Raw genomic sequence first — 26,583 nt, 5'->3', positions numbered from 1 at the left:
TGTATTTAAATCATAAAATTTCGTTCGTGAGATTTAGAGCTATCGGCGCGAAATGTAGCCTGCGCGGCTACATCTTCTCTTTCGCGCTTAGGCCCATCAGAGCAAACGCCGTGCGGATACTGAGTGCCACGAGCGCAAACAGCTTGAGTTTCGCGTCCTCGTTCTCGCTGCCTACGACGCGGTTTTCGTTGTAGTATTTGTGAAAGTCCGCTGCGAGCGCCTTTAGGAAATCTGGCAGCTTCTGCAAGCCGCGCGAATTAAATGCGTCGTTTAAAATTTCATTCAAGCTAAGCGCCGCAAAAGCTAGGCCGAGCCCCGCTTCATCTAGCGCGCCGAAGTCCGCGCCCAAGACGTCCGCCTCGCGCTTGCCCGCTTTGGCGAAAATTTGATTGACCCGCGCATGGGCGTAGTTGATGTAAAAGATCGGATTGCTGCTGTCCTCGCGCGCGAGCTCGTCCACGTCGAACTCAAGCGGCGTCTCGCCCTTTTTGCTGATGAAGATAAATCGCATAGCATCCCTGCCGATCGCGGCGAGCACGTCGCTCATCAAAATCGCGTTGCCCGCGCGCTTGCTCATTTTGTAGGTCTGCCCGTTTTTGAGCAAATTTACCATCTGCATTAGGATGATCTCGAGCCTGCTTTCGTCGTAGCCCAGAAAATGCACGGCGGCCTTTAGGCGCGCGATGTAGCCGTGGTGATCGGCTCCCCAGATGTTGATGCAGCGCTCATATCCGCGCTCAAATTTGTTGTTGTGATAAACGATGTCGCCCGCAAGATAGGTCGGGCGTGCATCCTCGCGGATGACGACGCGATCCTTTTCGTCGCCGAGCTGCGATGAACGGATCCAAATTTTGCTCTCCTGCTCATACATCTTGCCGCTGCACTCAAGCTTCCTAATCGTTGGCTCAAGCTCGCCGTAGAGGCTCTTTTCGCTAGCCCAGTTTTGGATATGAATGCCGGCGTCTGCGAGATCTTTTTGGATGATCTTTAGCACTTCGTCTTTAGCAAACTCCGCAAGGATCAAGATCCGCGATTCATCGCGGAAAATTTCATCGCCGAATTGGGCGCGCGCAAGAGAGATAATCTCGTCGATATACTCGCCGCGGTAGTATTTCTCGGGATAGCTCACATCCTCGCCTGCTAGCTCGCGCGCACGAAGCGCGATCGAAGTGCCCAAAAGCTCGATCTGATTGCCCGCGTCGTTGATGTAGTACTCGGTATCGACGCGGTGCCCCAGATAGCGCCCGATGCGCGCGAATGTATCGCCGTAAACGGCGCCGCGCACGTGCCCGATATGAAGCGGGCCTGTAGGATTAGCGCTGATGTATTCAAGCAGAATTTTTTGCGGCATAGCGGCGGAATTCCGCGCCTCATCGCAATTTGATGCTGCGAGGGAATTTCTCGCCTCTTCGGAATTCTGCGAAATAAAATTTTGCCTAGCGACGGAATTCTGCGATTTAGCGGTGTTGTTGCCGCTCGCAGCTAGATTCGCAGCGGAGCTTTTGCTGGCAGGCTCGCCCGCGCAAATCCTTTCCGAAGCTGGTAAAATTCCGCGTCCAAGCTCGGCGTCGTTTTTCGCAAAATCACTGCCCAAGCTAAGGGCATCTTCGGCAAGAGCACCCAACACGGCGGGCTTTAGATGAAAATTTAGATAGCCGTTTACCGCCGTGGCGCTTAAAATTTCGCTATCTTTAAATTTAGCCGCAAGCTCCTCAGCGATGAGCTTAGGCGCCTTTCGCAGCTCCTTAGCCAGCGCGAAAGCCTCGGGCGAGGCGTAATGAGCCAAACTTTTATCTTTGGGTCTTTCTAAAACGACTTTGCGAGATAAAATTTTAAAAATTTCATTTAAGACTAAATTTTTCAAATCCTTTACGCCTTTTTAGTATCGCTGATTTCGGCGTCTTTAACCTCTTGCTCCATCTTTTTCTCGACCTTTTGCGGTTCGTCGTCCTCTTCCATCTCTTTTTTGAAAGTTTTTATACCCTTGCCCACGCCCTTTGCGAGCTCGGGGATCTTTTTAGCTCCGAAAAGTAACACGATGATCGCTAAGATAATTAGCAGTTGTTGAACGCTTACGCCCATTTTTTCTCCTTTAAATTTTCCAAATTTCGATTAGCTTGCCTATGTCGCGGCTCGCCGTTTCTAGTTTGATAGTTTTGTAGATTGATCTTAAATTTTCATACGCCGCTTCCAGGCGGTCGTTTATTATGAAATAATCATACTCGCCTAGGCGCTCCATCTCCTCTTGCGCGTTTTGTAGGCGCAAAGTAATATCGGCGGGATCATTATCGCCACGAGCACGCAACCTATCTCTAAGCTCCGACAAGCTCGGCGTAGTAATAAATACGCTAGTAAGCTCGCTTTTAGGCACTTTGCTACGCACGATCTCATATCCTTGCACATCGATGTCAAAAATCACGATCTTGCCCTGCTCAAGCTCGCTCGTAGCGGCCTTTAGCGAAGTACCATAGTATTTGCCGTGGACCAACGCCCACTCTAAAAACTCCCCGCGCTCAATACCTGCGCGAAACTCGCTCTCGCTTATGAAATGATAATTCACGCCATCCGCTTCACCCGCACGCATTTCGCGCGTCGTAGAGGAGATCGAGAAGTATATCTGCTCGCCAAATTCTGTGATAAGACGCTTTATGAGCGTGCTTTTGCCGCTGCCGCTGGGACCGGAGACGAGCAAAATTTTGCCTTTCACTATCTATCTCCAAACGATATGTCGATATTGATCTTAAAGTCCTTCAGCGCGTCTTTGGCGTCCTTGCTACCCGCAAATCTCTCGATCGTACTTGCGATGCCCGCTTCCAGATCATCGCGCAGTTTGGTTTTCAGCTCCTCTGCGCTCGGTTTTTTGCTATGCTCGTTACGCAGCGGCTCGCTTTTGGCGCTATGCTCCAACTCATTTGCCATAAGGCTGGCAAATTCCGCCGCAGCCGAAGCAGCAAGCTCATTCGGTATAGATTGCGCGCTAAATTTCATCTCATTTACCTGCTCGGACGCGCCGAATTTATGCGCTTTAAATTCTGCGCGCTCCGAAGGCTTTGAAGCATTAAATTTTATCTGCTGCGCGGCGCTCTTTGCGGGCTTACCGGATTTAAATTGCTCGCTATCCGCAGAGTTTGCGGCAAACGAGTTTGCAAAATCGCCCTCCATAGCGCGCAAAAATCCGTCCGCAAACCCGCCGGCAACGCTATCAGCTTGCTCGCTTTGCTTCGGTAAATCTGAGGCATCTAATATGTGCGGCAAGTTTAGCTCCGAAAAATTTGGCGCAGGAGTGGAATTTGCAGAAGCTACGAAATTCGCGGAAGCCGCAAAATTGGTGCTAATTGAATCCCCCGCTTCATTATGAGCAGACATAGACGCATTCTGTGCAAGTCCGCCAGTAAATTCCATACTTTGAAACGGAACGGCGTTATAAAGATTTTCGCGAGGTATATCGCCCGCACCCGCTAACGCAATCGGCGTATCTGAAGCGACCTCGTATTGAGACGAAATTTGCGTTTTTTGAAAATCCGTAGCCGCTTTATTTTTATCATGCGCAGATTTTTTATCCTCTTTTTCATCAGAAGCAAACGCAGCCGCGGCAAAATTATCATATCCGCCAAACTCCTCCACGGGCATGCCGGCGCTATCGAAAAGCCTGGAAAAATCCATATCAAATCCACTGTTAACAGACGCGCCAACTGCATCTTGCACTACTTGTGAGGCAGAAATTTTTTCATCTGTTTTATAGGCAAATGAGCCGTCTGACTCATACTGTTTAAGCGTAACGTCTGCAGAGTCTTTCGCCTCCTCTAGATTAGGCGCAGCGTCTGCTTTTTTTTCAACGGCAGTTTCATTAGAGCCGCCAGCTCTTTGCGGCTCATCTTGCTGCGCAAGCGGTAAAGTTTCGCTTGCCCGTGTGGCAGGAATTTCATCTTCTGTCTGCGATTTATCCGTTTTGGAATTCTTAGGATTTTCATCATCTAGCGCTGCTAGAGCTATCGGAGCGTCATCCTTTGCGAGCGGAATTCTATCTTTAGGCGCATGATTACTTTCGGCAGACTCGCTTGTGCCGATACTATTTAGCGGCAGATCCTCAGGGATATCGCTAGCAGCTAAGTTTAGAGGCATATCATCTGCGATATTATCCGCAATCTTTTCTGCGACAGCGTTAAGCGGTGCATCATAGGCAATGGTGTCCGCAATAGCCGCTTCATCTACAAGCTGCGAGAGCGGAATATCATCTGCGATCTCGTCCGTGCGCGGCATATCGCCTACCAACTGCGAAAGCGGCACATCATCTGCAATCTCGGGCGCTATATCGTTTGCCAACTGTGAAAGCGGTATATCCTTGCCAGAGTCATAAAAGCTATCCACAAGCTCTTCAAAATTACTGCCCGAAGCGGAATTTGCCTGGTCAATCGCATCGATCTCTTTCATCACGGAGCTTGCATCGGCAAATTCTTTCGCCATTTTTTCTTTCGCCTGCACACTCATATTTTGAACCGAAAACTCGCTGATAAACGTGATGAGTTCTAGCGGCGAAAAAGGCTTGGTAAGGGTGTATCGCGCTCCTGGCACCGAGACGTTTTTAGGCGTCAGAAACAGCGTCTTATTAAGATCAAATTTTGAAATATCATCGCCATCTTCATAATTTTTTATTGTCAAATCATATTCACTCTCGTCCGCACTATATGCTACCAGATCCGCACCGATGCGCTCGCAGCAAATATTTACGACACTTGCAACCTGCTCATTGTGATTGTCAAGTAGAATTTTCATTTATGACCTTTTAGAAAGAATTTGGGCTATTGTAAGATATTTTTGGTTATTAATTGCTTATATTTGCGCTAAATTTCGGTTATTTAGGCGATAAACTTTGCAGCATTTTTGCGCTAAATTCTCATCGTGAGTCACGAGCACGAGTGCGCCACGGCTGGATTTTACGTAATCAAAGATCACGTCCATGACCTCGTTTGCGGTATCTTTATCTAAATTTCCAGTAGGCTCGTCGGCAAAGATTATGCGCGGCTTTTTGCAAAGTATGCGAGCGATGCTCACGCGCTGCTGCTGTCCGCCGCTAAGCTCGCCCACGCCTTGCTTTAAAGTATGTTCGATCTGAAGCTTTTTTAAAATTTCATCATCTATTGCATTATTCGTAAGTTTGGCGGCGAGTTCAATATTTTCGCCGGAAGAAAAGCCCTTAAAAAGGTAGTGGGATTGAAATATTATACCGAAGTCGTTGCGGCGGATTTTAAGTCTCTCATCGGAGCTTAGCTCGTAAATACTGCGCCCGCCGTAGATCACTTCGCCCGAGTTCGGTTTTAAAAGCGTGCATAAAATATGAAGCAGGGTTGATTTGCCGCAGCCGCTAACGCCCAAAATAGCGATACTCTCGCTCTCTTGGACGCTTAAGCTTACATTTTCAAAGAGCGTATAATCATACGCGTGAGTAAGATTTACGCCCTTTAGAAGTTCCATATTTAGCCGATTTGAGCCGCTACTTCGGCAGCGAAGTCTTCGCTCTTTTTCTCTAGACCCTCGCCCACTTCGAAGCGGACGTATTTTACGATCTCGATCTTGCCGCCTAGTTTTTTAGCTTCTTCGTCAATCACCTGCTCGACGGTTTTCTTATCGTCCATTACGTAAAATTGCCCTAGCAGCGTGAGGCGCTGATCGATTTGAGTATTATCGGCGATGAAGCGATCGATCTGACCCGGCAAAATTTTATCCCAAATTTTTTCAGGCTTATTTTGCTTGCGAAGCTCGTCTTTTAAAGCTTCGATCTCTTTGGCTAAAATTTCATCGCTTAGATGCGCGCGCGAGCCGAACTGCGGGATCTTATGAAGGGGCTTACCTAAACGCACAAACTCTTCATTTTCCTTCTCAAACTCACCTTTAAGAGCTAAGAATTCTTTTTCGATAAAATCTGGGTCAAGCTCTTTATAGCTGATAACCTGAGGTTTCATCGCGGCTGCATGCATGCAGAGATTTTTTATAAGCTCCTTCGCACCCTCCGCAGTTCGCTCGCTGTCGCAAGCTGCTGCGATGATTACACCTACGCGACCGTTTGAGTGCAGATAGCCGTTTACCACGCCGTTTGCGCCCGCCTTAATCGTCTCAAATCTTCTAACGACCAAATTTTCGCCGATCGTAGCAATCTGGCTCTTTAGATGCTCATCAAATTTAACGCCGTCGATGATGCTGGAATTTAGCTCATCAATGCTGCTAATGCCCTTGCTTTGGATATGTAGAGTAGTATTTTTAACTAAATTTATAAAATTTTGATTTTTAGCTACAAAGTCGGTTTCGGAATTTATCTCGCTTATGGTGGCGATCTTGTGATCCGCGCCCACTTCGACGCTTACTAGACCCTCACTAGCTAAGCGGTCGGCTTTTTTAGCAGCCTTTCCGAGACCCTTCTCGCGAAGCAGATCGACGGCCTTATCCATATCGCCGTCTGTTTCAACTAAAGCCTTTTTGCAGTCCATCATCCCCGCTCCGGTGCTTTCGCGGAGCTCTTTTACCATTTGCGCGCTGATTTCCATTACTCTTCGTCCTCGCTTACGTCAAAATCCTCTTCGCTCATCGCCTCGGCTACGACTTCCTCTTTCTCCTCGTTGCTGACGGCTTCGCTCTGCTCGCCATCCTCGCTCGCGTCTTGATCGCGAAGCGCCTTGCCCTCGTTGATCGCCTCGGCCATCTCTTGGCAGAAAAGCTGTACCGAGCGGATCGCATCGTCGTTGCCGGGGATCGGGAAATCGACTACGTCCGGATCGCAGTTCGTATCCAAAGGCGCGATAACCGGCATTTTTAGGCGGTTAGCTTCCGCTACGGCGATCTTTTCTTTTACAACGTCGATGACGAAGATCATATCCGGTAAGCCTTTCATATTGCGAATGCCGCCTAGATAAAGCTCAAGCTTCTCTTTTTTGCGGCGAAGCATTAGCGCCTCTTTTTTAGTTAGTAAATTTATCGAGCCGTCCTCTTCCATAGTCTCGATTACTTCGAGTTTGCGGATCGATTGCTTGATAGTGGAAAAATTCGTTAGCATGCCGCCTAGCCATCTGTGGCTCACATAAGGCATGCCGCATTTTTCGGCGTACTCTTTTAGCGTCGCGCCAGCTTGTTTTTTGGTGCCTACGAAAAGTATAGTCTTACCCTCGGCAGCCGCGTCGCGCACGATATTATAAGTGTAGCGGAAGTAGCGGATAGTTTTTTGTAGATCTATGATGTAGATACCTTTTCTCTCGCCGAAAATGAATTTTTTCATCTTCGGATTCCATCTGCGCGTTTGGTGTCCGAAATGAACGCCGCACTCTAGCAAATCTCTCATTGTTACCATGAGTTTTCTCCTTGTGGGTTGCCCCGAAATTTAGGTTTCTCCTCCACACCCGTTAACATCTGCTTTTAACAAACGCAACCAAATTTTAGGATTGGTGTGTGTGAATTGAAGCTGGGATTATATTTAAATCTTTATTAAAATAAGCTTGATTATATAAAGATGAGAGATCGAGAGTAATATAATGATGTAAAGTTTATTATTTCATCAAGGCATCCTTATATTGAAATTTCGTAATTTTTTGATAGTATACAAAAAAGGTCTAACAATTTTAAAAATCAATAAAAAATTCTATCGTTTATTTTTAGCGCTTAATACATCAACCTTGGCAAGAAATTTTCAAATTCATTCACTATAAATTCACGAGTTTTTGTTTTATCTGCACCATTAATAATATTGATACTATAGACTGTAGCGAATATGCTAAGTTGATTTACGCAAGTTAAAATTGTTGAAATTTGTCGTCCGTATGTCATATAAAGCAAAGCTGATACAAATCCATCATTCTCAGAATAGTTTCTAATTACGCATACCTTAACTTCGTTGTCAATTTCACCATTTAGAATTCCGCAAATTTTAAATGCGATATCGATGAAATAGTATATATAGGCTATATCCGTATCGTTATAGTCATATTTCAATCTTACTTGCCATTGCGATTCGAAAAAAGCGCAGACATCGGAAAAATTATGAAATTGTTTTTTAGACCCACGCAAAAGCACATCAATAACAAAATTTGAAATTCCAACTTTGCCAAGTTTAAAACCATAGAATTCATCTAAAAATTCTATAAAAATATTTTTGGCTTTACCTTTGTTTTTTAAAAATCTTTCAAAGTCCATATATGTATTAGACATTTTCATTGTAACATCTGTATTCTCTTTATCTATGTCTATGCTGCTACTAGTATCATTTCTATTATTGGTTTTTATATCATCACTAGTTGCCCAGCCTATTGCAGTTAAAATTATAAAAAATATGATAACTTCCATAAAATACTCCTAATAAAAAATTACTGATTAAAAATTTGGAAAATCCAGTATAATACGATCATAATCGCCAATTCTATATATTTTCATTATAGCTGCGACTATGGCGTATGAAAAAAACTGCACCGTCAAATGGGTATCTGCCAACGTCAGCATACATTCCCCATCGGTTGATGTTCTTATGCACATTGTAGTGATAAAATTTTTTCGTAAATTCATCTGCATATCAAGCAATATATCACCCGCAACAGTATCATATGTCATAAGCGGTACTTGATATTTATTCTTTGAAATTCCGCTATCCTCACAAAATCTTAACGATATACGATCATCACTATGATGCATAGGACATAATTGCTCATAAATAAATTCTTCAGCATCTGATTTGCTATTAAATTCATGCATGATCTTTTCGAAAGCAATTTGAACATATGATGGGATTAGTAGTATCATTTTGGCTTCTAATATCTCTTTTAAAACTTTTATACTTTCCATAATGTGCATCCAAATTTTAAAATTTCTAACTATAGTTAGTTGATAGCGGATTATAATCCAAATATACTTATGGTTAGTTTAATTATAGGTAGGTGTATTTGAAGGATTGCACGATAACCGATGAGAAGATGGACGCTATTTACAAGGCTATCGGCGATAATGTTAAGCGTATCAGAACGGTAAAAGGCGTTTCGCAGCTTTCGCTCGCCTTAGCCATCGGACACAAAGCCGTAGGAACGATCTCAATGGCTGAACTTCATATCAATAAAAAACATTTTAATATCGAGCATTTGATAAAAATAGCAGATGTTTTGGAAGTAGATATTTCGGAATTTTTTGTTTTTAATCCACAACTCTAAATTGATTAAATTTTATTCATCACAAACCCGCAGAAGCGCCCCGTGACGCCATCTCTGCGGTAAGAAAAATGCTGCTCGCTCTCAAAAGTGCAGCGCGGATCAAATTTAACGTTTCGCACCCCCGCAGCTGCGAGCTCGTCGCGCAGCGCGGCGTTCATATCGAAATGCCCCTGCGTTTTGTAGCGCTCAAACTCGCCCAGATCAAGCCCGCCAAGTTCGTAGTTTCGCGCCTTGATATTCGCGCCTACAAACACCTTCAGCTCCGCAGCGACGCAGCCGAAGCGCTCGCTCATTAAATTTATCGCATTGGTGCAGATCCGCTGGCTCACGCCCGCGCGCCCCGCATGCACCGCAGTAACCACGCCGCGCTGCTCATCAGCGATCAGCACTGGCGAGCAGTCCGCTACCAGCACGCAAAGCGCCACGCCGTGCAGATCGGTCACAAGCCCGTCGCAGGGTGGGATTTTATCGCTAGCTGCGCGTAAAATTTCAACTTTGTTTGAGTGGATCTGGCGCATAAATTTTAAATTTCGCGGCGCGATACCGAGTGCGGCAGCTAAAATTTCGCGGTTTTGCGCGACGTTTTGCGGATCGTCGCCTACGTGATCTCCTAAATTTAAGCTCGCATATGCTCCGCTGCTTACGCCGCCAAGCCGCGTGCTAAAGCCCGCCAACACGCCGCATCCGTCCAATACAAACTCAAGATTTTCTCTGCAAATTTCGATTTTGCCCATCATGCGCCGCTTAATACAGGCTCAAAATTTTATCTACTGCGTCCCACGAAAGCCCATCTTTTTCGCCCTCGGCGCTCTCATCGCGCGCCGTGTCCATACCGCAGACGGGCTGTCCGCCGGCAAAGCCTAGCCGTGCCGCGACGTATCGCGCTAGCAGATCGGTTTCGATATTTACGCGGCGCCCGATTTTGTAGCTCCCAAAGAGCGTATCTTTGAGCGTGAGCGGGATGATCGTAAGGCGAATGGCGCAGCTTTGCGCTCCGCTTTTTAAATTTGCGCCCAAAAAGTTCAGATCGCGAACAGAATTCGAGCCGCTAGAATTCGGCCCACGCAAGCTTGCGCCGCTGAAATTCGCGCCGCCGCCCTCAAGCACTTCGTTGATCGTTAGGCTCACGCCGTCGATCGCCACCGAGCCCTTCGGCGCTAGTAGCGGCGCTATGTGCAGCGGTGCGCGGATAAAAAAATCGACGCCGCTTGCAAGCTTTGAAATTTTATAAATTTCGCCCACGGCATCGACGTGCCCTTGGATCAAATGCCCGTCTATGCGCTCGCCTAGCCGCATCGCAGGCTCGATATGCACAGAGCCGTGCAGGTTTTGTGCGGCGATGACGCGCGCCGTTTCGCTCGAAAGCTGCACCGCAAATCCGTCCGCAAAAAGCCGCGTCACGCTCAGGCATGCGCCGTTTACCGCGACGCTATCGCCGAGCGCGGGGCGGTATTTCGCGCGCAGTCGCAGCAAATCACCGCTAAAGCTCGCAACCTGCGCGATCTCCCTGATCAGTCCGTTAAACATTATGAGCCTTTGGAATTTTTACGTGATATTAGCGTAGAATTTTGAAATTTTAAATTAAGCTAAGTTCGGCGAGCGCGAAGCCCGCCGAATGAAGTTTGAAATTATTTTTTAGAAACGATGAAATCAGCTAGCGCTTCGATCGATTCGTCGTTAAGTGAAGCTGCTTGACCCTTCATAACGCCCATCATTCCAAATTTTCCCTTGCCCTCGCCCAAACTGCCGTCTTTGTAGCCTTTTAGGCTAGCGATGATATCTTCCTTGCTTAGGGTGTTTAGCGCAGGTACTTTGCCGCCAAGATAAGGCTTCTCGGCGTTAGCTCCATGACAGGCCACGCATTTTTTATATAAAGTAGCGCCATCAGCGGCGAATACACTCGAACTAAACGCCGCAACCGCAGCACATGCAATAAGAACTTTTTTCATTCCTATCCTTTCTTTTTAAATTGTGGGTGCAGTATAATCAAAATTTAGTAAATTTCGGTTAAATTTTTGCAATTTGCGCTAAAGAGACGAAATTCTATCTACTGCAAACTTTAGCGTAGAGGCTCAAAGCGGATTTACGCTGTAAAATTTTAAGCGAATTTCGCCTTGCCACTTAAATTTCAATCGTAGAATTTCGTGGCGAAATCCTAAGGCGAATTTCATCTAGACGCTAAATTCCATCGCGAAATTCTGAGTAGAATTTTAAAATTTCGCCGCTTTACTTTATGCGCGAAATTTCGCCTCTTTGCATCTTATAAATTTTATCTGCGGCGCCGAAGTATTTATCATCGTGCGAGATCGCAAAGATCGTGTATCCGCGCGATTTCAGCTCTGGCAAAATTCGCTCGTAAAATTCCGCGCGAAACTGTGGATCGAGATCAGCCGCAAACTCATCAAGCATCAAAAATTTTCGCCCGTCCATCAGCACGCTTACGAGCGCTAGGCGCTTGCGCTGCCCGCTAGATAGGCTCGTGGTGCTAAATTTAGCCACCTTTAGCTCAACCTTATCCTGCAGGTGCGTAAGCGCTAGCCACTCGCGCGCGATATCCGCATCGCCCGTAGCGTAGTCGAAGAGATAAAAATCGCTGAAAACCGCGCTTATGTTGTTGCTGTAGGCGCGCAGATCAGAGGGTTTAAGAGCCGCGCCGTCGGCTAAAATTTCGCCCGCTTGCGGCGTGTAAAGGCCCGCTAAAATCATAAAAAGCGTCGATTTTCCGCTGCCGTTTTCGCCTACTAAAAACACCGTCTCGCCTGCATTTAGCTGCAAGTTTACCCCTTTGATGCCGAATTTCCCGCCCGGATACGAAAAGCCCACGTTCTTAAGCTCCAAGCTGCGCCACGGCTGCATTTGCGCAAGCTCAAAGCCCTGCACGAACGGGTCTAAATTTAACTCTTTGATCTTTGCGTAGGCGATCTTTGCGCGCAGCACGCTAGGAAGCGAGAATATGAGCATCATCAAAGGCGCACGCAAAAAAAGCACCGTAAGCGCGATCGTTACGGCGTTTGCAAGCCCCGCTTTGCCGCCGCTAAGCCCAAAATAAAGCACAAAGCCCACCGCGCCTAGCATCATCACGTTCATAAAATTACTCGCGAACGCGCCGTAAACCTCGGCTCGCAGCGAGCTTTGGCGTAAATTTTGCGCATTGGGCAAAAAGTCGTTTTCGTATAAGCTCTTTGCTTTGGCTAGGCTTAGCGACAGCTCCTTGTGCCCCTCGATCGCCGCGGCGTAGTTTTTGTACAAAACGTCCTCATTTTGGCGGTACAGATCGTAATTTTGCATGACCTTTTTCATCAAAAAGCGGTTGAAAATCATCAGCGCGCCGATCCAGACGAATAAAAATGCAAACATCATAGGCGCGATGTATAGCACGTAGATGCCGCAAAATAGCACGATCATCGCGCCTTGGATCAGCTCGGAAATGCGCATAAAGCCCTCAGTCAGGCGCGAAATATCGCTAGAAAGGGACGCAAGCAGGTTTGCCTTCGACGCAGCCTCGATGCGCTCGAACTTCGTATCGATGATCTGCTTGATGATCTTGGTGCGTAGATCGAACACAAAGTCGTTTTCCATCTTGCAAAGCATGATGCGGCTTAGCACCGAAAGCAGCAGAAATAGCGCCAAGAGTGCGAAAAATAGCGCGATGATGCGCCCGCCTCTTTCGGCGCCGTCAAGTAGATATTTATTGATAAAGCTTAAAATCAAGATCCCCGAGCCGCTGTAGATCGCGTTTAGCGCGAGCATCGCGAGGATTTGTTTGGTATATTTTTTCATCTTTCGCCTCAATGAAATTTGAGCGCAATTGTGGCAAAATTCGCTTGAAAAAACGGTTAAATTTTAAATCCGTTCTCATTTCGCGAATAAAATTTTACCCGGGCTACGTAAAATTTTACCGAAAATTTATCCACTTTTGGCGCGCCAGGAGCGATAAGCTCTATCTGTGTTCATGCCTCTGACAGAAATTAGCAGATAGGATTAAATTTGACGGATCGTAAAATTTTGAATCAAATTTAAAAACCTAAAGCGGCAGAGAGTAAAAATTTTAACTATATTTTTAAATTTTATAAACTTTACCGGCTCTGCTAAAATCCAAATTTAACTCTAAATATCGCCCTTTTTGTTGCGCTCCGTGATAAATTTAGCTAATAAATTTATCTCTAATTTACTCACTTCAAATAACGCTGTGATTTTCTTTTCGGCTAGGTCTAAATTTTTATTACAAACGACTTTGAAATATCTACGCAGCTTGGCGTAATCGCTTGGATCGCTGATCATAAAATTACAAAACAAACCGTTTTTGCCCTGTAAAAATATCATATCAAAAACGCTATCGACGCCCCCTCCGAAGTGAAAAATGATCTGAGGCAAAAGCACCATGCAGATCGTCGCTAAAATTATAAAAATAGATGTCGCTACGGGCAGAACTACAAACATCGCCGCCATGATAACGACAAGAAATATTATGCCTGATTTACGCCGACGCTATCTAGCCCGTAATGTATCGGAAGCGCGTAGGATACTGTTTTGTGAAGCTTTCGTATTTGACGCGGCGCAATTTCCGCAAAAATGTTACCGTCAATTATCTTGACGATTTTATCATTATAAAAATAGACATAAGCGTTTCTATAGAAATTCATATCGAATTTTCTCCTGCCTATGACGAGCAAAAAGCATAATGAAATTTTAAATATATCGGAGTTGCCGCCAAAAAATACGTTTCTTAAAATTCCGAAAGCCATTAACGCAAGCATCAAAATAATCGAAATTTTTATGACTTGATTAGTTTCGTCTTTGATGACTAGCGGCTCTTTGTCGTAGTCTCTTGCAATTTTTTTCAGGCTTAAATTTAACTCATCTTGCATGCTCATTCCTATTTTGCCCGTGTAGTAAAATTCTACTACGGCTTTCTCACGCCAGACGCGCAGCTTATTTCAAGCCAAAATTTTGTTTGATGTAGATGTGCAAAATATCGATCGCAGCGGGCGTTACGCCGCTGATCTCGCTCGCGGCAAACAGCGTCGGCGGCGCGAAGCGGTTTAGCTTCTGCACGATCTCGTTGCTAAGCCCTCCGATCTTGCTAAAATCGATCTGCGGCGGGATCGCGACGCCAAGCAGCCCCTTCATCCTCTCAACCTCGGCGCGCTGCATCGCGATGTAAAAATAATACTTGCACTGCGTTAAAATTTCATCCAAAACCTCATCGCTAAAGCCCTCAAAATGCGGCGCCAAAGCAAGCAGACCCGCCTTTGAAAAGCCGCTTTTGGCTACGATTTTTTGCAAGCTACAGCTTTGCGAAATTGGCTCTGCGCCGATACTTTGCAGCAGGCTAAGCGTCTGTTTTGAAGGAGTAATCTGCGTTTTTAGTAAAAATTCCATTCCGCTTTCCACATCAAGCTTAAACTTGCGCACCCGCTCGTAGCTCGCCTCGTCTAAAAGCCCGATCTCGCGGCCGTATTCGCTTAGACGCAGCACGGCGTTGCCCTCGCGCAGCAGCAGGCGAAATTCCGCGCGCGAAGTAAACATTCGGTAAGGCTCGTTCGTGCCCTTAGTAACCAGATCGTCGATCAAAACGCCGATATACGCCTCATCCCTACGCAAAACCAAAGGCTGCCGCCCGTGCAAATCAAGCACGGCGTTGATGCCCGCCATCAGCCCCTGCGCCGCGGCCTCCTCGTAGCCAGTGGTGCCGTTGATCTGCCCTGCCAAAAACAGCCCGCGGATCTTTTTGGTTTCGAGGCTATGTTTAAGCTCGGTAGGATCGATGAAATCGTACTCGATCGCATAGCCCGGGCGGACGATTTTTGCATTTTCAAAACCTCTAATCGTGCGCAAAAACGCAATCTGCACGTCGTAAGGAAGGCTCGTAGAGAGGCCGTTTACGTAATACTCTGTAGCCTCGCGCGTCTGCGGCTCGACGAAGACGTGGTGGCGGTCTCGATTTGGGAATTCGTAAATTTTAGTCTCGATGCTCGGGCAGTAGCGCGGGCCGGTGCTTGAAATTTGCCCCGTAAACATCGGCGCGCGGGCGAAATTTTCGCGGATGATCTCGTGCGTGCGCTCGTTCGTGTAGGCGATGAAGCAAGCAAGCTGCTTCGGCGCAAAATCTTTGCTGCGAAAGCTAAAAGGGCGCGGATCTGCGTCGCCGTCTTGGCGCTCAAGCACGCTAAAATCGATCGTCTTAGCATCGATCCTTGGGCAGGTGCCCGTCTTTAGCCGCCCCATTTGCAGACCCAGACTTCGCAGCGATTCGGCTAGCTCGACGCTGGCTAGCTCGCCCACGCGCCCTGCTTGCAGCTTGTTCTCGCCCACATGAATTAACCCGTTTAAAAAAGTACCGGCGGTGATTATCAGATGCTCGGTCTCATAAACGTTGCCAAGATGGCTCTTAACGCCGCAAACGCGCGGGGCACCATCCTGCTCGCAGGTTAAAATTTCGCTCGCGATCTCCTGACTTACGTCCAGCCCCTGCGTGTTTAGCAGTAAATTTCGCATATAGATGCGGTATTCGTCCATATCGATCTGAGCGCGCGAACCGCGCACGGCAGGGCCTTTGCTCTCGTTTAAAATTCTAAACTGCAACCCGCACGCATCCGCCGCAAGCCCCATCTGACCGCCCAGCGCGTCGATCTCCTTTACCAGATGTCCCTTCGCAAGGCCGCCTATTGCGGGGTTACAGCTCGCAGCGCCGATCTGCTCGGCTAAGATCGTAATTAGCAGCGTCTTTGCGCCCATTTTTGCGGCGGCTAAGCTCGCCTCGATACCAGCGTGCCCGCCACCCACAACAATAACGTCGTATTTCATTTTTTACCTTTAAATTTAAAGCCGCAATTTTAGCCAAAATAAAATTTCAAAACGATAAATCGCACGCAGATGTCGCAGATAGCGACTCGATATGTATTTTCATACGCGTAAAATTTTACCGCGCCGCGACTTTGAAGCGATTTTGATTTGCACCGCCGCATAAGCAGCATGCGGACGAGCCGTCCGTAAAAGCTTCGGTACAAAATCGGCGAGCAAGGGCATAAAATTCCGCGTGAAATTTTTAGCGTAAAATTTCTGCGCCAAAATTTCGCGCGCGAGCTTTGCTTTAAATTTAGCGTTGTATAATTACGCATTTTTTTCAAAAAGGCTAAGTATTGATAGACAAATTTTATATTTCCGAGCTGAAAGATCGCGTGATAGGCGGCTGCGAGATTGCAAAGCAGCAGGCGCTAGATCTGGCGCGATGCGAGGATTTGGGCGCGCTTTTTGCGGCGGCGGATGAGATCAGGCGCGAGTTTTGCGGCGATAAATTTAATCTCTGCACGATCATAAACGTAAAATCGGGGCGCTGTAGCGAGGACTGCAAATACTGCGCGCAGTCGGCGCATTTTAACACGGGCTGCGAGACTTACGGAATTTTGAGCGAGCGGCAGGTGCTAAGCGCCGCGCTTGCGAACGAAGCCGAGCAGACGCACCGCTTCTCGCTCGTCGCCAGCGGGCGCGGAATTTCTCAAAAAAGCTCCGATCTTAAGGCATACTGCGCGATCTATGAGAGGCTGCGAAGCCAGACGCGGCTGCATCTGTGCGCCTCGCTGGGGATCGCTTCAAAGCCCGCACTGGCGCTGCTTAAAGCAAGCGGCGTGCAGACCTATCATCACAATCTCGAGACTTCGCGAAAATTTTATCCGCAGATCTGCACGACGCACAGCTACGACGATCGCATCCAAACGATACAAAACTGCCGTGTCGTAGGGCTTGACGTATGTAGCGGCGGGATTTTCGGGCTGGGCGAGGACATGGAAGATCGCATTGATATGGCGCTGCAGCTACGAGAGCTGGGCGTTAGCTCCGTGCCGATTAATATCCTGACCCCGATCAAAGGCACTCCGCTGCAAAATGCCGCGCCGCTAGCGCACGATGAAATTTTAAAATCGATCGCGATCTACCGCTTCATCTTGCCGCGCGCGTATCTGCGCTTCGCAGGCGGCAGGCGGAATTTAGGCGAGCATGTGCGTACGGCGCTTGGATGCGGCATCAACTCGGCGCTTACGGGCAATTTCCTAACCACCACCGGCGATAGCATCGCAAGCGATAAGGCGCTTGTGGCGCAGTGCGGATTCGACCTCGCAAAGGGCGCGGATTAGCGGCGGTCTGGAATTAAAGATAAAATTTAAGAGGCGGCTATGAAGTTAAAATTTTCCCTTGCCCTTATTTTGGTCGTCTTGCTTGGAGATTGCTCGCTGCTCTCGCAGGGCGACGAAGAGGCTCCATTCTTGGCGGACGCGAGCAGATGCGACGTCGCAAGCTCGCTAAATAAGGAGCAGTCAAACCGCTGCGCGAAGCGACAAAAGATTGACGCCGAAGTCGCGCGTGCGGCGCAAAAGCAAGCGGCGTCGCGAGATACGCTTAATTCATTCAAGGAGAATAGCGCACAAGCTCAGCAAAGAGCGCAAGAGCAATATATTGCCACGCAGCGAAGCCTAATGCAACAGCTATCGCAGCAGCAGCTGGGGCAGATGCAGCAGCAGCAAAATATGAGAAATTTACAAAACGAGCAGAACTGGAACAGGCTACGCAATCTAGAAAATATAAGCAGCGGCGGGATTTAGCCGTGAATTTTAAAATTCGATCTAAATTTTAATTCGCGCGACTTTAATTCTAGAGCAATTAGCCTAGATAAAAAAATATGATGAAATTTCAGCCAAAATACTACAAAATCAAATGAGGTCTTAAATTTCAAGAGTAGGCAGCCGAATGCTAGAAAATTTTAATTGATTTTAAGCAACATAATGGTGACCCACAGGAGATTTGAACTCCTGTTACCGGCGTGAGAGGCCAGCGTCCTAACCACTAGACGAGTGGGCCGCGAAATTAAAAATGAGATGATAGCGAAGTGTATATAAATTTTGGATTAAATTATATATTTTCGGCAAAAATAACGTAAAATAAAATTTCATAACTCCTGTAAAATGCTAGTTCAGGCGTCAACGACTTTATTTTAACTCTAACACGACGGAATAAATTCAAAACTATACACAAATTTTCGCCATTCGCTTTTGCACTGCGTTTGAATTTTAGACGACACACAAATTCCATGCCGCCGCTTTTAAATTTAAAAAGTTAAATCCATTTTAAACAAAATTTGCATAAAATCCCCTTTCAAAATATATTGCACGAGCGACCGCGCCAAGCTAAAGCATTTGCAATGGCGGCGAGTATGAAGCATTTGCGGCGGCGGCGCTAAATTAAAGTATTCGCAGCGGCTAAATTTAAAGCCCGCGCGGCGATAATCGAAGCAGCGCCCGCGTTGTAGCGAACCGCGCATTAAAATTTAAAGGGATATGAATAAAGCTTTTCAAAGAGCGAAGCTACAGGACACGCTCGGCGCGCTACGCCTATTGATCGCAGGCGCGACGTATTTTCTAAACGCCGATGCCGTATATTCGAAAATCGCTCGGCTCTTGGCGTGGCTCTTTGCCTTCACATTCCTTCATTACGCGCTTGCAAACATTCAAAATATCACGGGCTCTCAGGTCTTTACTATCTTCAAATACGTCTACAATATCGCGGTTTTGGTGCTGCTGGGTTACGTAGCCGTTTATGTATTAGGCGAATCCTATTACGATCAATTGCTAGCATTTAAGCCGTTTTTGGTGTTTGCGGTTACGATCGCTTGGATAGTTATAAATTTTAAGTTGCGCGCCGCCACAGGATGCGGGCTTTTCGCCGTATATGCCGCTATTCTAATCGCAAGCATCGGCGCAAACATCCTCTACGGCATGCTTCAAGTGCTAGCTCCCGTCCTCATAACGGCCGAAGTCGTAAAATATATGGCGCTAGCGAATTTAATCTTAAAGCCCTTGGCGCCCGCGGTGCTGCTGCTTGCGTGGCTTAGCATGAAAAGCTCCGCCGGCTCAAAAGATATATGGAGCTAAGCGGAGATATAAAATTTCTCCTGCATTTTACCTCTGCATTTCGCGCCTGCATTTTTCCTCATAGCATACAGGGCTTAAATTTAGTCTGCACGGACTATTGCCAGAGCTAAAATTTCGCGCCGCATCGCTTGCAAAGATGAAATTCACGTATTTTGAAATTTCATACCACCGTCAAATTTAGCATAAATTCCGGCTTGCAAAGCGCTATCTAAAATCGAGCATATATCCCTTTTTCGAGACGTTCTTGACTACGTTTCCGCCGATTTTAGCCTTGATCCTTTTCACTAGCGCGCGCAACGAGAAGAGGTTCATTTTGTTGTAGGTATCAAGCGAAAGAAAAATTTCCTCATAGGTCACGACCGAGCCGCGATTTTCGTAAAGTAGGAAAAATAGCGAGTTTTCAAGATCGGTTAGCCGCACTCTGCCGGTTTCGGTGCTTATCGTCATGCTTTTTGGGTCGTAAAGTCCGAGCCCCGGTAAAAAATGTCCGCGCGCAAGCGAGTAACCGTCTAAGATCTCAATCAAAAACGTAACGATAAATTTGCGCCCGTCGCCGGCGACGTATATGAAGTCCACGACCTTGAAAACCGACTGCTTTTTGTAGTAGCGATTAAAGCTTTTGACTGCGGTTACGGCCTTGCTTTTTAGCGCAAAAAGCTCGCTGTCCACGCTTTGTAGATGCGCGATAAACTCCTCGTCTTTAAAAATTTCGTCGTAACGTTTGCCGACTAGTTTGCTCATCTCAAGGCGTAAAAACTCGCCCGCAAGCGCGTTAGCGTAAACGATGACGCCGTTTTTGTCGCGCACGTAGACGCGGTAGGGCAGATTTTCAAAGATTTCGAAGTTTAACGAGCTTGTTTGCAAATTTCGCCTACCTCGCCTAAATTTGAAAGCTCATCCAAGTGAGAAAGCAGTTCATAAAGTCGCTCGCGCCGCGCTATTTTCGCCGTGCAGGAGTAAAATTTATCGCGAAATTCCGCCTCGCCGAGCGGCTTTTGCGGATTTCCTTTGGCGAGCATATTTTTGCCGATGATTTTCTCGCCGCTAAGTAGCTCTATCTCGATTTTTGCGGGAGACGTGCCGATAAATCCGAGTGCTGCAAATTCCTCGTCGACGCGGACGCTGATTTTGTACATTAGATTCCGAATTGCCGCATCGTTTACGCATTCGGCCGAAAATTCGACCAGCCCAGCCTTACCGCGGCAAAGCGCGACGGCGACGGCAAATTTCATCGAAAATTTCGCCTCCGTGGCGTTTGCGGGGACATCGCAGACTAGCTCCTTGGGCGCTAGGAGCGAACAGCCTATTTTTACGGATTTTATATCGGCGGCGCGAATGCCGTGTTCTTGCCTCAGATCAAGCGCTAGATCAATGGCCGGATGCGAGCCGCTACAGCTTGGATATTTTTTAAATACGAGCCCGTTTTGCAACAAATCCCATGGCTTGCCGAAATTTAAATCGCAATTTTGGTATTTGCCGCGGTCTAAATTTGCGTGCAATTTGGCATCGTTTGTCAAATTTGAGCTGTTAAAATTTTGCGAATTTGCCGCCGGACCGCCGTAAATTTGCAAAAAACCCTCGTCCGCTTCAAAGGCGTATTCGTTCGCGCTAAATCCGCAAAGCGCCAGTTCTAGCGCGTCCAGCCCGCCCAAAACCGCCATGCCTGCATGATAGTGCTTGGCAGATGAGCCGAAATTTGCCCGTACTCCGCTTGCTCTTGAAACGGCGAGTGCCAGGGCGGTAGTTAGCGTTTTTGCGTCCAAGCTTAACAGCTTCGCTCCCGCGACCGCCGCGCCGAAAATCCCGAACACGCTAGTCGTATGCCAGCCGTTTTGCGAAACGCTAGGCATCGCAAGGCACGCTAGCTCGTGCATGACCTCTACGCCTGCGCAGTAGGCCAAAATAAGCTTTTTACCACTCAAATTTAGCTTTTCACACAGCGCAAAACAAACGGGCGCGATGACGCATGTCGGGTGTCCGATCGTGCTCCAACTAACGTCGTCAAAGTCCAGCGCGTGAGCGCTCACGGCGTTGGCGAATGCGGCATATTTAGCGTCCGCCGTCTCGCCCGAGCCAAACACGCTTGCTTCTTTTTTGACGGAGTTTTGCAGGCAGTATCTTAGCGCCGCCTTTGCGCTAGGCTCGCTACTACCCGCGACGCAAACGCCCGCGTAGTCTATGAGCGCAGTTTTGGCTAAATCTACGAGCTTTGGCGGCAAATCCTCAAATTTCACCCCGCAAGCAAGCTCCGCCGCACGCGCCAAGATACTCTTTTGCATCAAATTTAAACTCCTTTTTTAAATTTACGGCGCTGTTTTTCGTGCCGCGTATTCACACATTAACTATCTCCAAAAACGCTTCGCACCAAATTGTGCTGCTCGTTTCTTGTCGCGTTTGGCGCGCCCTGTTTCGCATGCGACACAATAAAATAGAACCGCTTTGCTAAATTTTGCCTTTAAATTTTTTCACGATAGCATCGCTTAAAGCAGGGTCGGTCATAGCAAACGGGTCTAAAATTTCATCCGCCTGTGCCTGATTTAGCACGCCTAGTTCCATCGCCGCAGTTTTAACGCTAACACCCTTTTCGTAGGCGTGTCGGGCGATCTTGGTTGCCGTTTTATAGCCGCAGATCGAGGAGATGATCGTGCTTAGTGCGGTGCTGTTGGCGGCGAATTCCTTGCATCTTTCTTCATTTATTAGCACGCCGTCGATGCACTTTTCGCAAAAGATTGCGATACCGTTTTTAAGCAGTTTTTGCGACTCCGAGAGGTTTTTGATGATGACGGGCTCCCAGACATTTAGATCAAGCTCCCCTCCCTCCACACTCATGCCGATCACAACGTCGTTGCCGCAAACTTGGTAAGCGATTTGATTGACGAGCTCGGGAATGACGGGATTTACCTTGCCGGGCATTATCGAGCTTCCCGGCTGCACGCTAGGAAGTACGAGCTCGTTTATGCCCGCGCGCGGTCCCGAGGATAAAATCCTAAAATCGGTCGCAACCTTGGATAAAAACACGGCGACGCTTTTGAAAAAGGCTGAAATTTCAACGTAAATATCGGCATTTTGCAGTCCGTCGAAGAAATTTTCCTCTCTTTTAAATTTAGCGCCCGTTATCTCGCCGAGTGCCGTATAAACGGCATCCAGGTAGCCTTCTTTTACGCTAAGGCTAGTGCCCACGGCGGTAGCTCCAAGCGGCAATTCTAGGCAGCTATCCATCAAATTTCGCGCCCTAGCCTGAGCCCTTTTGGTAAAAGATACATAGCCGCTAAAATACTGCCCGAAGCTCATCGGTACGGCGTCTTGCAGGCAGGTTCTGCCGAGCCTGATAGCGTTTTGATATTTGTTCTGCAACGCGGCAAAAGATTTTTCAAGCCCCGCTAATGCGGCTAGCAAATTTTGCAAATAGCCCCGCGCGGCGATTTTGAGCGCGGCGGGGATAACGTCGTTGGTAGACTGGCCCATATTTACGTGATCATTCGGATGCACGCGCTCATAACCTTTGGCACCGGTCAAAATTTCATTTGCGCGGCACGCGATGACCTCGTTTGCGTTCATGTTCGTGGACGTTCCGCCACCGCCTTGGAAGGCGTCTATGGGGAAATTTTCGCTCAAGCCTCCCGCGATGATTTCATCCGCCGCCTTGCAAATCGCGCTGCAGACCTCTTCGCTAAGCGCGCCGCATCTAAAATTTGCGATTGCTGCGGCCTTTTTAACCAAGGCTATGCTTTGTATATATCCATCTACGTCGTAGTGGCTAGTGCCAGAAACGGCGAAATTTCTCATCGCTCGTAGGGTTTGCACTCCGTAATACACGCTATCTTCTAGCTCGACTTCGCCTAAAAAATCGCTGTCTTTTCTCATGATTTATCCTTTATGTGAATTATACAAAAATTTTTGCAAGTAAAAAGCCAAACGGCACCGCCGCGCAAATCCCAAGCAAACCCGGTAAGAAAAACGGATGATTTACGATAAACGAGCCGTTCCATTTTTTATCCATATACGAGCCCGTATCGTCTATCGCGATCGCAAAAGCCGTGGTCGGATAGATATTCGTGATATACAGCGCGCTTGCCGCGACGAAGCTAGCCAGTATCGTCTGCGCATCCACGTTTAGCTGCACAGCTAAAGGTACCAAAAGTGCCGCCGTCGCGCCCTGCGAAAAGAGCATGGAGCTAGCGATAAAAAATATCACGGCTAAAAATCCCGGGTATTCTTTTAAAATCGTGCTCGAAAAAGTCTTAATCTCCTCGGTGTGAGCGCCCAAAATCGTCGCGCTCAGCCATACGATACCAAGGACCACTATAAGCGACTGCGCGCCGTCTTTAAAGATCGGAGTTTCTTTGATCGAGCTTAAATTTATCTTTGAAAAATAGATAATCAGCGCCGAAATGAAATACATCGAGATAATGATAAGATCGCGCGTGGCGAGGCTGTGTCCGATCTGCTTTTTAAAAAGTAGCATACCGACGATAAACGCGACGCCGCCCAAAAACAGCCAGACGGAAATTTTAGCGCCCTTAGTTTGCTCCTCGTCCATCTGCTTGCCGCCCAAATTTACGAGCCCTTGTTTTAGGCGTTCAATATAGATCGGATCGTCTTTTAGCTCACAGCCCTGAAAACTCGAAACCAGCGCGGCGATGAGTACGCCAAAAAGCGCGGCGGGCACGATAACGCAAAGCATAGAGCTAAAGCTAACGCCCATCTGCTCGACGTATACGAAGGTTGTCGCCGTAGCCGCCGAGATCGGCGAAGCCGTGATACCGAGCTGCGATGCCACGACGGCCGAGCTTAGCGGCTGAGAGGGACGCACGCCGTTTTGTTTGGCGACCTCTTGAATGATGTTAAAAATCGAGAGAGAACTATAGCCCGTGCCCGTGATGACCGTTAGGATAAAGGCAATTAACGGGGCTAGGAAATTTATATATTTTGGATGCTTGCGTAGCGCGATACCGGCGAGCTTGACCATATAGTCAATGCCGCCTGCCTTTTGCACTACGCTAAGCGCCAAGATGATCGCCATGATGATAAGCATGACGGTGATTGGGATCTCGCCGGGGGTTAGTCCCAGCGCAAAAACCACGATCGTGAGCCCAAAGCCTCCAGCGATACCCACGCCGATACCGCCTAGCTTCGCCGCTAGCGCGATACTTCCAAGCAGGATCGCTACTTCAAGATACAGCATTTTATCTCCTTTTTGCCAAAACTCGGCTTTTTTAAAGACGTCCTATACGAAGAATTATAATTAGAAAAAATGACAAAAAAATGATAAATTTTAACTGCGGATAAAAATTTTGCATTAAATTTTAAAATTTATGGCGAAACGGCATTTTAATCTGCATTTCGCTACGAATGAAATTTAAAGAATTTATTGCGCCAAGAATTTATCGTACCGAATGGATAGGTAATATGAACGGAGGTAAGGATTAAAATTTACCTAGGAGAAGATCGAATTCAAATCGCGAAAGTGGTAAAAATAAGCAAATATCACTAAACTAATTAACATTTAAAAACCCCTCTGTCCGGCTCATTTTATAGAGCAAGCTTAAATTTCTTATTTTAGCAGACTGCAGCAAATCGCGCTTTTTGCAGATTAAAGTCATGCCTCATGCAATTATAAGGCCACTTCGCCGCATTCGTAGCCGAAAATTTTAATCCCCGTATCGCTCTGCTCGTAGCGCAGCGCGGGGATTTTTTGCAGTAGATTTTTTAGCTTTTCCAGATCGTTTTTCCGCCCGCCGTCGAAGGCTCGCGGCACCCACACCCACGCGATCTCGTCGTATGCAAACGAGCCTACCGTAAAGCTAGCCCGCTTTGAGTCCGCCTCCCATTTAGTGGAGTTTTTGATCGCGTAGAAGTTTGGATAGAGGATTTTTTTGATGATAAAGCATTTGCAAAATTTAAAATCCGCGAAAAACTCCGCCCACGTCGCATCCTCGGTAAAATAGCCCTTCGCGCGCAGGCGTTTTTTCTCTTTGCGCAGCCTAATCGGCTCATAAAACCTCTGCCAAGCTCTCGCACAGGCATCCATAAACGCGAGTATGCGGGCAAAGTAAATTTTAAAAAGCGCCTTAAAAAGCTCCATCTACTTCTCGATCTGCGATTTTAGCGACTTATCGATTGCGATCTCGTTTGAGTTTATGTCGATCGTTTGAAGCGCCTTGTCCTGGAAGATAAATCCGACCTCCTTCGCGCCGAAGCTCTTGGCGATCGCCTCCAGCGTGTCGGTCGCGGATTTGTGGATCTTGCCGCCAAGATCGTTGATGATTTTTAGCGAGAGCTGCTTGACCTCGTCCTTGGCGTCGTCGATGAGGCGATTTTTATCGCTCTCGTCAAAGCTCGCGCCGAACAGCCCGTTTAGCGAATCGGGCAGCAGAAACGGCAGCAGCTTGGCGTTTTTCTCGTCATAAATTTTCATATCTTTGATCGAGTATTTGTATTTGCACGGCGGCATCTTGATCTCGTAGCGATCCTCGCCCTGCGGCAGTATCGCAAACTCGGGGCTTAGCAGGTCGTAAACGAACTCGATCTCAAACTCGAAGATGATGGCGATCTGCTTTTTCGTCATCAGCGGCGAGACGAGCGAGCCCAGTAGCCCGCTGCCTACGTTTTGCTTGCGCGTGACGATCTCTTTGGAGTAAATTTTAAAAACGCTCAGCTCGCCGATACTTTTAAGCCGCGTGATATCGGTGGCGATCTGCGGCTTGCTCGCTTGCTCGCCGCTTTTGCGCATCTTAAAAAACATAAAAACCAAGATGCAAAATATCACTAAATTTAGAAGAAAAGCAAAATTTTCCAAATTTCATCCTTTAAAATTTTATCGGTATTTTAGCAAAATACAGCGCCGATTTGTAGTGCAATTAAAATTTTGCGATTTTGTGGCAAGAAATTTTAAAGAAGCGAGCCACGATTATAAAATTTAACGCGGACGTAGTCCGCACCTTGAGCGTGCCAGGGGTTAGGGGATTTTAAAGGGAAAGAGGAGCGCCTCGCAAAACGAGCGTAGCGACGCAAGGCTTAGCCTGCGGCGTTTCTTGCGAGCGCAGCGAAGCAGAGTAAGTAGCGCCCCTTCCCCTTAAGAGAAAACGCCGCCACAGCCTAAATTCTAGAGGCAGAATTCTACGTAGTAAAATTTTGGAATTTTTAAATTTTAAAAATTTACCGCTACGGAATTCCATGTAGCGTAGCCGCAATAGAAAGAATTTAACGCGAGCCGCAAGGCTCGCACCGCTAGCGTTGCGCGGGTGGGGGTTGGTAAGGGGGGCGCCCCGCTAACTCTGAGCGCCGCCCCCCTTACGAGAGCATCATGCATAAAACACACAGACGCTAAGCTATATCCATAAAATCTTGTAGAAATTTACAAAATAAAATTTTATCACTGAATCCACAACTTGTGAAATTTATACCGCGATTTCTGTTTCTCTTGAGGCGGGAAGGGGCTTGAATTGCGAGGTGCTCCCCTTCCCCCTTAAAATCCCCTAACC

Annotated in this window: 26 protein-coding genes and 1 tRNA gene; 4 read left to right on the top strand and 23 right to left on the bottom strand. The window is 47.4% G+C overall.

What is annotated here, in order from left to right; all coding sequences use genetic code 11:
- Positions 1–67: 67 nt before the first annotated feature.
- From argS to QZ176_RS04815, 9 genes are all read right to left on the bottom strand, one after another.
- A complete protein-coding gene (argS, locus tag QZ176_RS04855) occupies positions 68–1,864 on the bottom strand; it encodes an arginine--tRNA ligase (RefSeq protein WP_295151569.1) in 1,797 nt (598 codons plus the stop codon).
- A gap of 5 nt (positions 1,865–1,869) precedes the next feature.
- Positions 1,870–2,082 carry a twin-arginine translocase TatA/TatE family subunit gene (locus QZ176_RS04850; protein ID WP_295151567.1) on the bottom strand — a complete coding sequence of 71 codons (213 nt, stop codon included), beginning with the start codon at positions 2,080–2,082 and terminating at the stop codon, positions 1,870–1,872.
- Positions 2,083–2,092: 10 nt separating this feature from the next.
- Entirely contained in the window at positions 2,093–2,707 is a 615-nt protein-coding gene (gene gmk, locus QZ176_RS04845) for a guanylate kinase (protein WP_295151565.1), read from the bottom strand.
- Entirely contained in the window at positions 2,707–4,773 is a 2,067-nt protein-coding gene (locus tag QZ176_RS04840) for a hypothetical protein (protein WP_295151563.1), read from the bottom strand. Before QZ176_RS04840 ends, gmk begins: the two co-directional genes overlap by 1 nt.
- Positions 4,774–4,830: 57 nt before the next feature.
- Complete coding sequence (locus QZ176_RS04835) at positions 4,831–5,472, bottom strand: ABC transporter ATP-binding protein (protein WP_295151561.1); 642 nt, start codon at positions 5,470–5,472, stop codon at positions 4,831–4,833.
- Positions 5,473–5,474: 2 nt separating this feature from the next.
- Positions 5,475–6,539, bottom strand: coding sequence for a translation elongation factor Ts (gene tsf / locus QZ176_RS04830; protein WP_295151559.1), 1,065 nt, complete (start codon positions 6,537–6,539; stop codon positions 5,475–5,477).
- The gene (gene rpsB, locus QZ176_RS04825) at positions 6,539–7,336 is read right to left on the bottom strand and encodes a 30S ribosomal protein S2 (protein WP_295151557.1); all 798 of its coding nucleotides are present in this window, start codon (positions 7,334–7,336) and stop codon (positions 6,539–6,541) included. The genes tsf and rpsB overlap by 1 nt, the downstream gene beginning before the upstream one ends.
- Positions 7,337–7,644: 308 nt before the next feature.
- Positions 7,645–8,325, bottom strand: a complete 681-nt coding sequence (locus QZ176_RS04820) for a hypothetical protein (protein ID WP_295151555.1) — start codon at positions 8,323–8,325, stop codon at positions 7,645–7,647.
- A 27-nt stretch (positions 8,326–8,352) separates the two neighbouring features.
- Positions 8,353–8,817: a hypothetical protein gene (locus QZ176_RS04815; protein ID WP_295151553.1), complete on the bottom strand. Its 465-nt coding sequence runs from the start codon at positions 8,815–8,817 to the stop codon at positions 8,353–8,355.
- A 98-nt stretch (positions 8,818–8,915) separates the two neighbouring features.
- Between QZ176_RS04815 and QZ176_RS04810 the strand changes: the two genes are divergently transcribed.
- Entirely contained in the window at positions 8,916–9,176 is a 261-nt protein-coding gene (locus tag QZ176_RS04810; RefSeq protein WP_295151551.1) for a helix-turn-helix transcriptional regulator, read from the top strand.
- Between the two features lie 5 nt (positions 9,177–9,181).
- Here QZ176_RS04810 and QZ176_RS04805 read toward each other — a convergent pair whose 3' ends face one another.
- From QZ176_RS04805 to mnmG, 7 genes are all read right to left on the bottom strand, one after another.
- Positions 9,182–9,910, bottom strand: a complete 729-nt coding sequence (locus tag QZ176_RS04805) for a polyphenol oxidase family protein (protein WP_295151708.1) — start codon at positions 9,908–9,910, stop codon at positions 9,182–9,184.
- A 10-nt stretch (positions 9,911–9,920) separates the two neighbouring features.
- Positions 9,921–10,703, bottom strand: a complete 783-nt coding sequence (locus QZ176_RS04800; RefSeq protein ID WP_295151550.1) for a riboflavin synthase — start codon at positions 10,701–10,703, stop codon at positions 9,921–9,923.
- A 101-nt stretch (positions 10,704–10,804) separates the two neighbouring features.
- Positions 10,805–11,125, bottom strand: a complete 321-nt coding sequence (locus QZ176_RS04795; RefSeq protein WP_291936277.1) for a c-type cytochrome — start codon at positions 11,123–11,125, stop codon at positions 10,805–10,807.
- A 277-nt stretch (positions 11,126–11,402) separates the two neighbouring features.
- Positions 11,403–12,956, bottom strand: a complete 1,554-nt coding sequence (locus QZ176_RS04790; RefSeq protein WP_295151547.1) for an ATP-binding cassette domain-containing protein — start codon at positions 12,954–12,956, stop codon at positions 11,403–11,405.
- A 327-nt stretch (positions 12,957–13,283) separates the two neighbouring features.
- The gene (locus QZ176_RS04785) at positions 13,284–13,616 is read right to left on the bottom strand and encodes a hypothetical protein (RefSeq protein WP_295151545.1); all 333 of its coding nucleotides are present in this window, start codon (positions 13,614–13,616) and stop codon (positions 13,284–13,286) included.
- Between the two features lie 26 nt (positions 13,617–13,642).
- Positions 13,643–14,044, bottom strand: a complete 402-nt coding sequence (locus tag QZ176_RS04780; RefSeq protein ID WP_295151543.1) for a hypothetical protein — start codon at positions 14,042–14,044, stop codon at positions 13,643–13,645.
- Positions 14,045–14,108: 64 nt separating this feature from the next.
- Positions 14,109–15,983, bottom strand: a complete 1,875-nt coding sequence (gene mnmG, locus QZ176_RS04775; RefSeq protein ID WP_295151539.1) for a tRNA uridine-5-carboxymethylaminomethyl(34) synthesis enzyme MnmG — start codon at positions 15,981–15,983, stop codon at positions 14,109–14,111.
- A gap of 335 nt (positions 15,984–16,318) precedes the next feature.
- On the opposite strand from mnmG, the gene bioB reads away from it, so the two are divergent.
- The gene (gene bioB / locus QZ176_RS04770) at positions 16,319–17,308 is read left to right on the top strand and encodes a biotin synthase BioB (RefSeq protein WP_295151537.1); all 990 of its coding nucleotides are present in this window, start codon (positions 16,319–16,321) and stop codon (positions 17,306–17,308) included.
- 39 nt (positions 17,309–17,347) lie between these two features.
- Entirely contained in the window at positions 17,348–17,773 is a 426-nt protein-coding gene (locus QZ176_RS04765; RefSeq protein WP_295151535.1) for a hypothetical protein, read from the top strand.
- Between the two features lie 181 nt (positions 17,774–17,954).
- Here the strand turns inward: QZ176_RS04765 and QZ176_RS04760 are convergent.
- A tRNA-Glu gene (locus QZ176_RS04760) sits at positions 17,955–18,029 on the bottom strand.
- Positions 18,030–18,505: 476 nt separating this feature from the next.
- On the opposite strand from QZ176_RS04760, the gene QZ176_RS04755 reads away from it, so the two are divergent.
- Positions 18,506–19,099 carry a hypothetical protein gene (locus tag QZ176_RS04755; RefSeq protein WP_295151533.1) on the top strand — a complete coding sequence of 198 codons (594 nt, stop codon included), beginning with the start codon at positions 18,506–18,508 and terminating at the stop codon, positions 19,097–19,099.
- A gap of 204 nt (positions 19,100–19,303) precedes the next feature.
- On the opposite strand, the gene QZ176_RS04750 is transcribed toward QZ176_RS04755, so the two are convergent.
- The 6 genes from QZ176_RS04750 to QZ176_RS04725 form a co-directional block, all read right to left on the bottom strand.
- Positions 19,304–19,963, bottom strand: a complete 660-nt coding sequence (locus tag QZ176_RS04750) for a winged helix-turn-helix domain-containing protein (protein WP_295151531.1) — start codon at positions 19,961–19,963, stop codon at positions 19,304–19,306.
- On the bottom strand, positions 19,945–21,378 hold the full coding sequence (locus QZ176_RS04745; protein WP_295151530.1) for an MmgE/PrpD family protein: 1,434 nt from the start codon (positions 21,376–21,378) through the stop codon (positions 19,945–19,947). Before QZ176_RS04745 ends, QZ176_RS04750 begins: the two co-directional genes overlap by 19 nt.
- Positions 21,379–21,541: 163 nt before the next feature.
- Positions 21,542–22,963: an aspartate ammonia-lyase gene (locus QZ176_RS04740; RefSeq protein WP_295151529.1), complete on the bottom strand. Its 1,422-nt coding sequence runs from the start codon at positions 22,961–22,963 to the stop codon at positions 21,542–21,544.
- A gap of 19 nt (positions 22,964–22,982) precedes the next feature.
- Entirely contained in the window at positions 22,983–24,284 is a 1,302-nt protein-coding gene (locus tag QZ176_RS04735) for an anaerobic C4-dicarboxylate transporter family protein (RefSeq protein ID WP_295151528.1), read from the bottom strand.
- A gap of 429 nt (positions 24,285–24,713) precedes the next feature.
- Complete coding sequence (locus QZ176_RS04730; protein ID WP_295151527.1) at positions 24,714–25,184, bottom strand: hypothetical protein; 471 nt, start codon at positions 25,182–25,184, stop codon at positions 24,714–24,716.
- Positions 25,185–25,898, bottom strand: coding sequence for a DUF4230 domain-containing protein (locus QZ176_RS04725; RefSeq protein WP_295151526.1), 714 nt, complete (start codon positions 25,896–25,898; stop codon positions 25,185–25,187).
- Positions 25,899–26,583: the final 685 nt, after the last annotated feature.

The sequence above is a fragment of the uncultured Campylobacter sp. genome, assembly GCF_905373215.1.
Classification (GTDB): Bacteria; Campylobacterota; Campylobacteria; order Campylobacterales; family Campylobacteraceae; genus Campylobacter_B.
This window is presented reverse-complemented; position numbering and strand designations above follow the sequence as displayed.

Bases quoted from the DNA above. Each gene is read 5' to 3' on its own strand.
- QZ176_RS04850 (WP_295151567.1), bottom strand. From the start codon at position 2,082: ATGGGCGTAAGCGTTCAACAACTGCTAATTATCTTAGCGATCATCGTG.
- QZ176_RS04840 (WP_295151563.1), bottom strand. From the start codon at position 4,773: ATGAAAATTCTACTTGACAATCACAATGAGCAGGTTGCAAGTGTCGTA.
- QZ176_RS04835 (WP_295151561.1), bottom strand. From the start codon at position 5,472: ATGGAACTTCTAAAGGGCGTAAATCTTACTCACGCGTATGATTATACG.
- tsf (WP_295151559.1), bottom strand. From the start codon at position 6,539: ATGGAAATCAGCGCGCAAATGGTAAAAGAGCTCCGCGAAAGCACCGGA.
- rpsB (WP_295151557.1), bottom strand. From the start codon at position 7,336: ATGGTAACAATGAGAGATTTGCTAGAGTGCGGCGTTCATTTCGGACAC.
- QZ176_RS04820 (WP_295151555.1), bottom strand. From the start codon at position 8,325: ATGGAAGTTATCATATTTTTTATAATTTTAACTGCAATAGGCTGGGCA.
- QZ176_RS04815 (WP_295151553.1), bottom strand. From the start codon at position 8,817: ATGGAAAGTATAAAAGTTTTAAAAGAGATATTAGAAGCCAAAATGATA.
- QZ176_RS04805 (WP_295151708.1), bottom strand. From the start codon at position 9,910: ATGGGCAAAATCGAAATTTGCAGAGAAAATCTTGAGTTTGTATTGGAC.
- QZ176_RS04800 (WP_295151550.1), bottom strand. From the start codon at position 10,703: ATGTTTAACGGACTGATCAGGGAGATCGCGCAGGTTGCGAGCTTTAGC.
- QZ176_RS04795 (WP_291936277.1), bottom strand. From the start codon at position 11,125: ATGAAAAAAGTTCTTATTGCATGTGCTGCGGTTGCGGCGTTTAGTTCG.
- QZ176_RS04790 (WP_295151547.1), bottom strand. From the start codon at position 12,956: ATGAAAAAATATACCAAACAAATCCTCGCGATGCTCGCGCTAAACGCG.
- QZ176_RS04785 (WP_295151545.1), bottom strand. From the start codon at position 13,616: ATGTTTGTAGTTCTGCCCGTAGCGACATCTATTTTTATAATTTTAGCG.
- QZ176_RS04780 (WP_295151543.1), bottom strand. From the start codon at position 14,044: ATGCAAGATGAGTTAAATTTAAGCCTGAAAAAAATTGCAAGAGACTAC.
- mnmG (WP_295151539.1), bottom strand. From the start codon at position 15,983: ATGAAATACGACGTTATTGTTGTGGGTGGCGGGCACGCTGGTATCGAG.
- QZ176_RS04765 (WP_295151535.1), top strand. From the start codon at position 17,348: ATGAAGTTAAAATTTTCCCTTGCCCTTATTTTGGTCGTCTTGCTTGGA.
- QZ176_RS04755 (WP_295151533.1), top strand. From the start codon at position 18,506: ATGAATAAAGCTTTTCAAAGAGCGAAGCTACAGGACACGCTCGGCGCG.
- QZ176_RS04745 (WP_295151530.1), bottom strand. From the start codon at position 21,378: ATGCAAAAGAGTATCTTGGCGCGTGCGGCGGAGCTTGCTTGCGGGGTG.
- QZ176_RS04740 (WP_295151529.1), bottom strand. From the start codon at position 22,963: ATGAGAAAAGACAGCGATTTTTTAGGCGAAGTCGAGCTAGAAGATAGC.
- QZ176_RS04735 (WP_295151528.1), bottom strand. From the start codon at position 24,284: ATGCTGTATCTTGAAGTAGCGATCCTGCTTGGAAGTATCGCGCTAGCG.
- QZ176_RS04730 (WP_295151527.1), bottom strand. From the start codon at position 25,184: ATGGAGCTTTTTAAGGCGCTTTTTAAAATTTACTTTGCCCGCATACTC.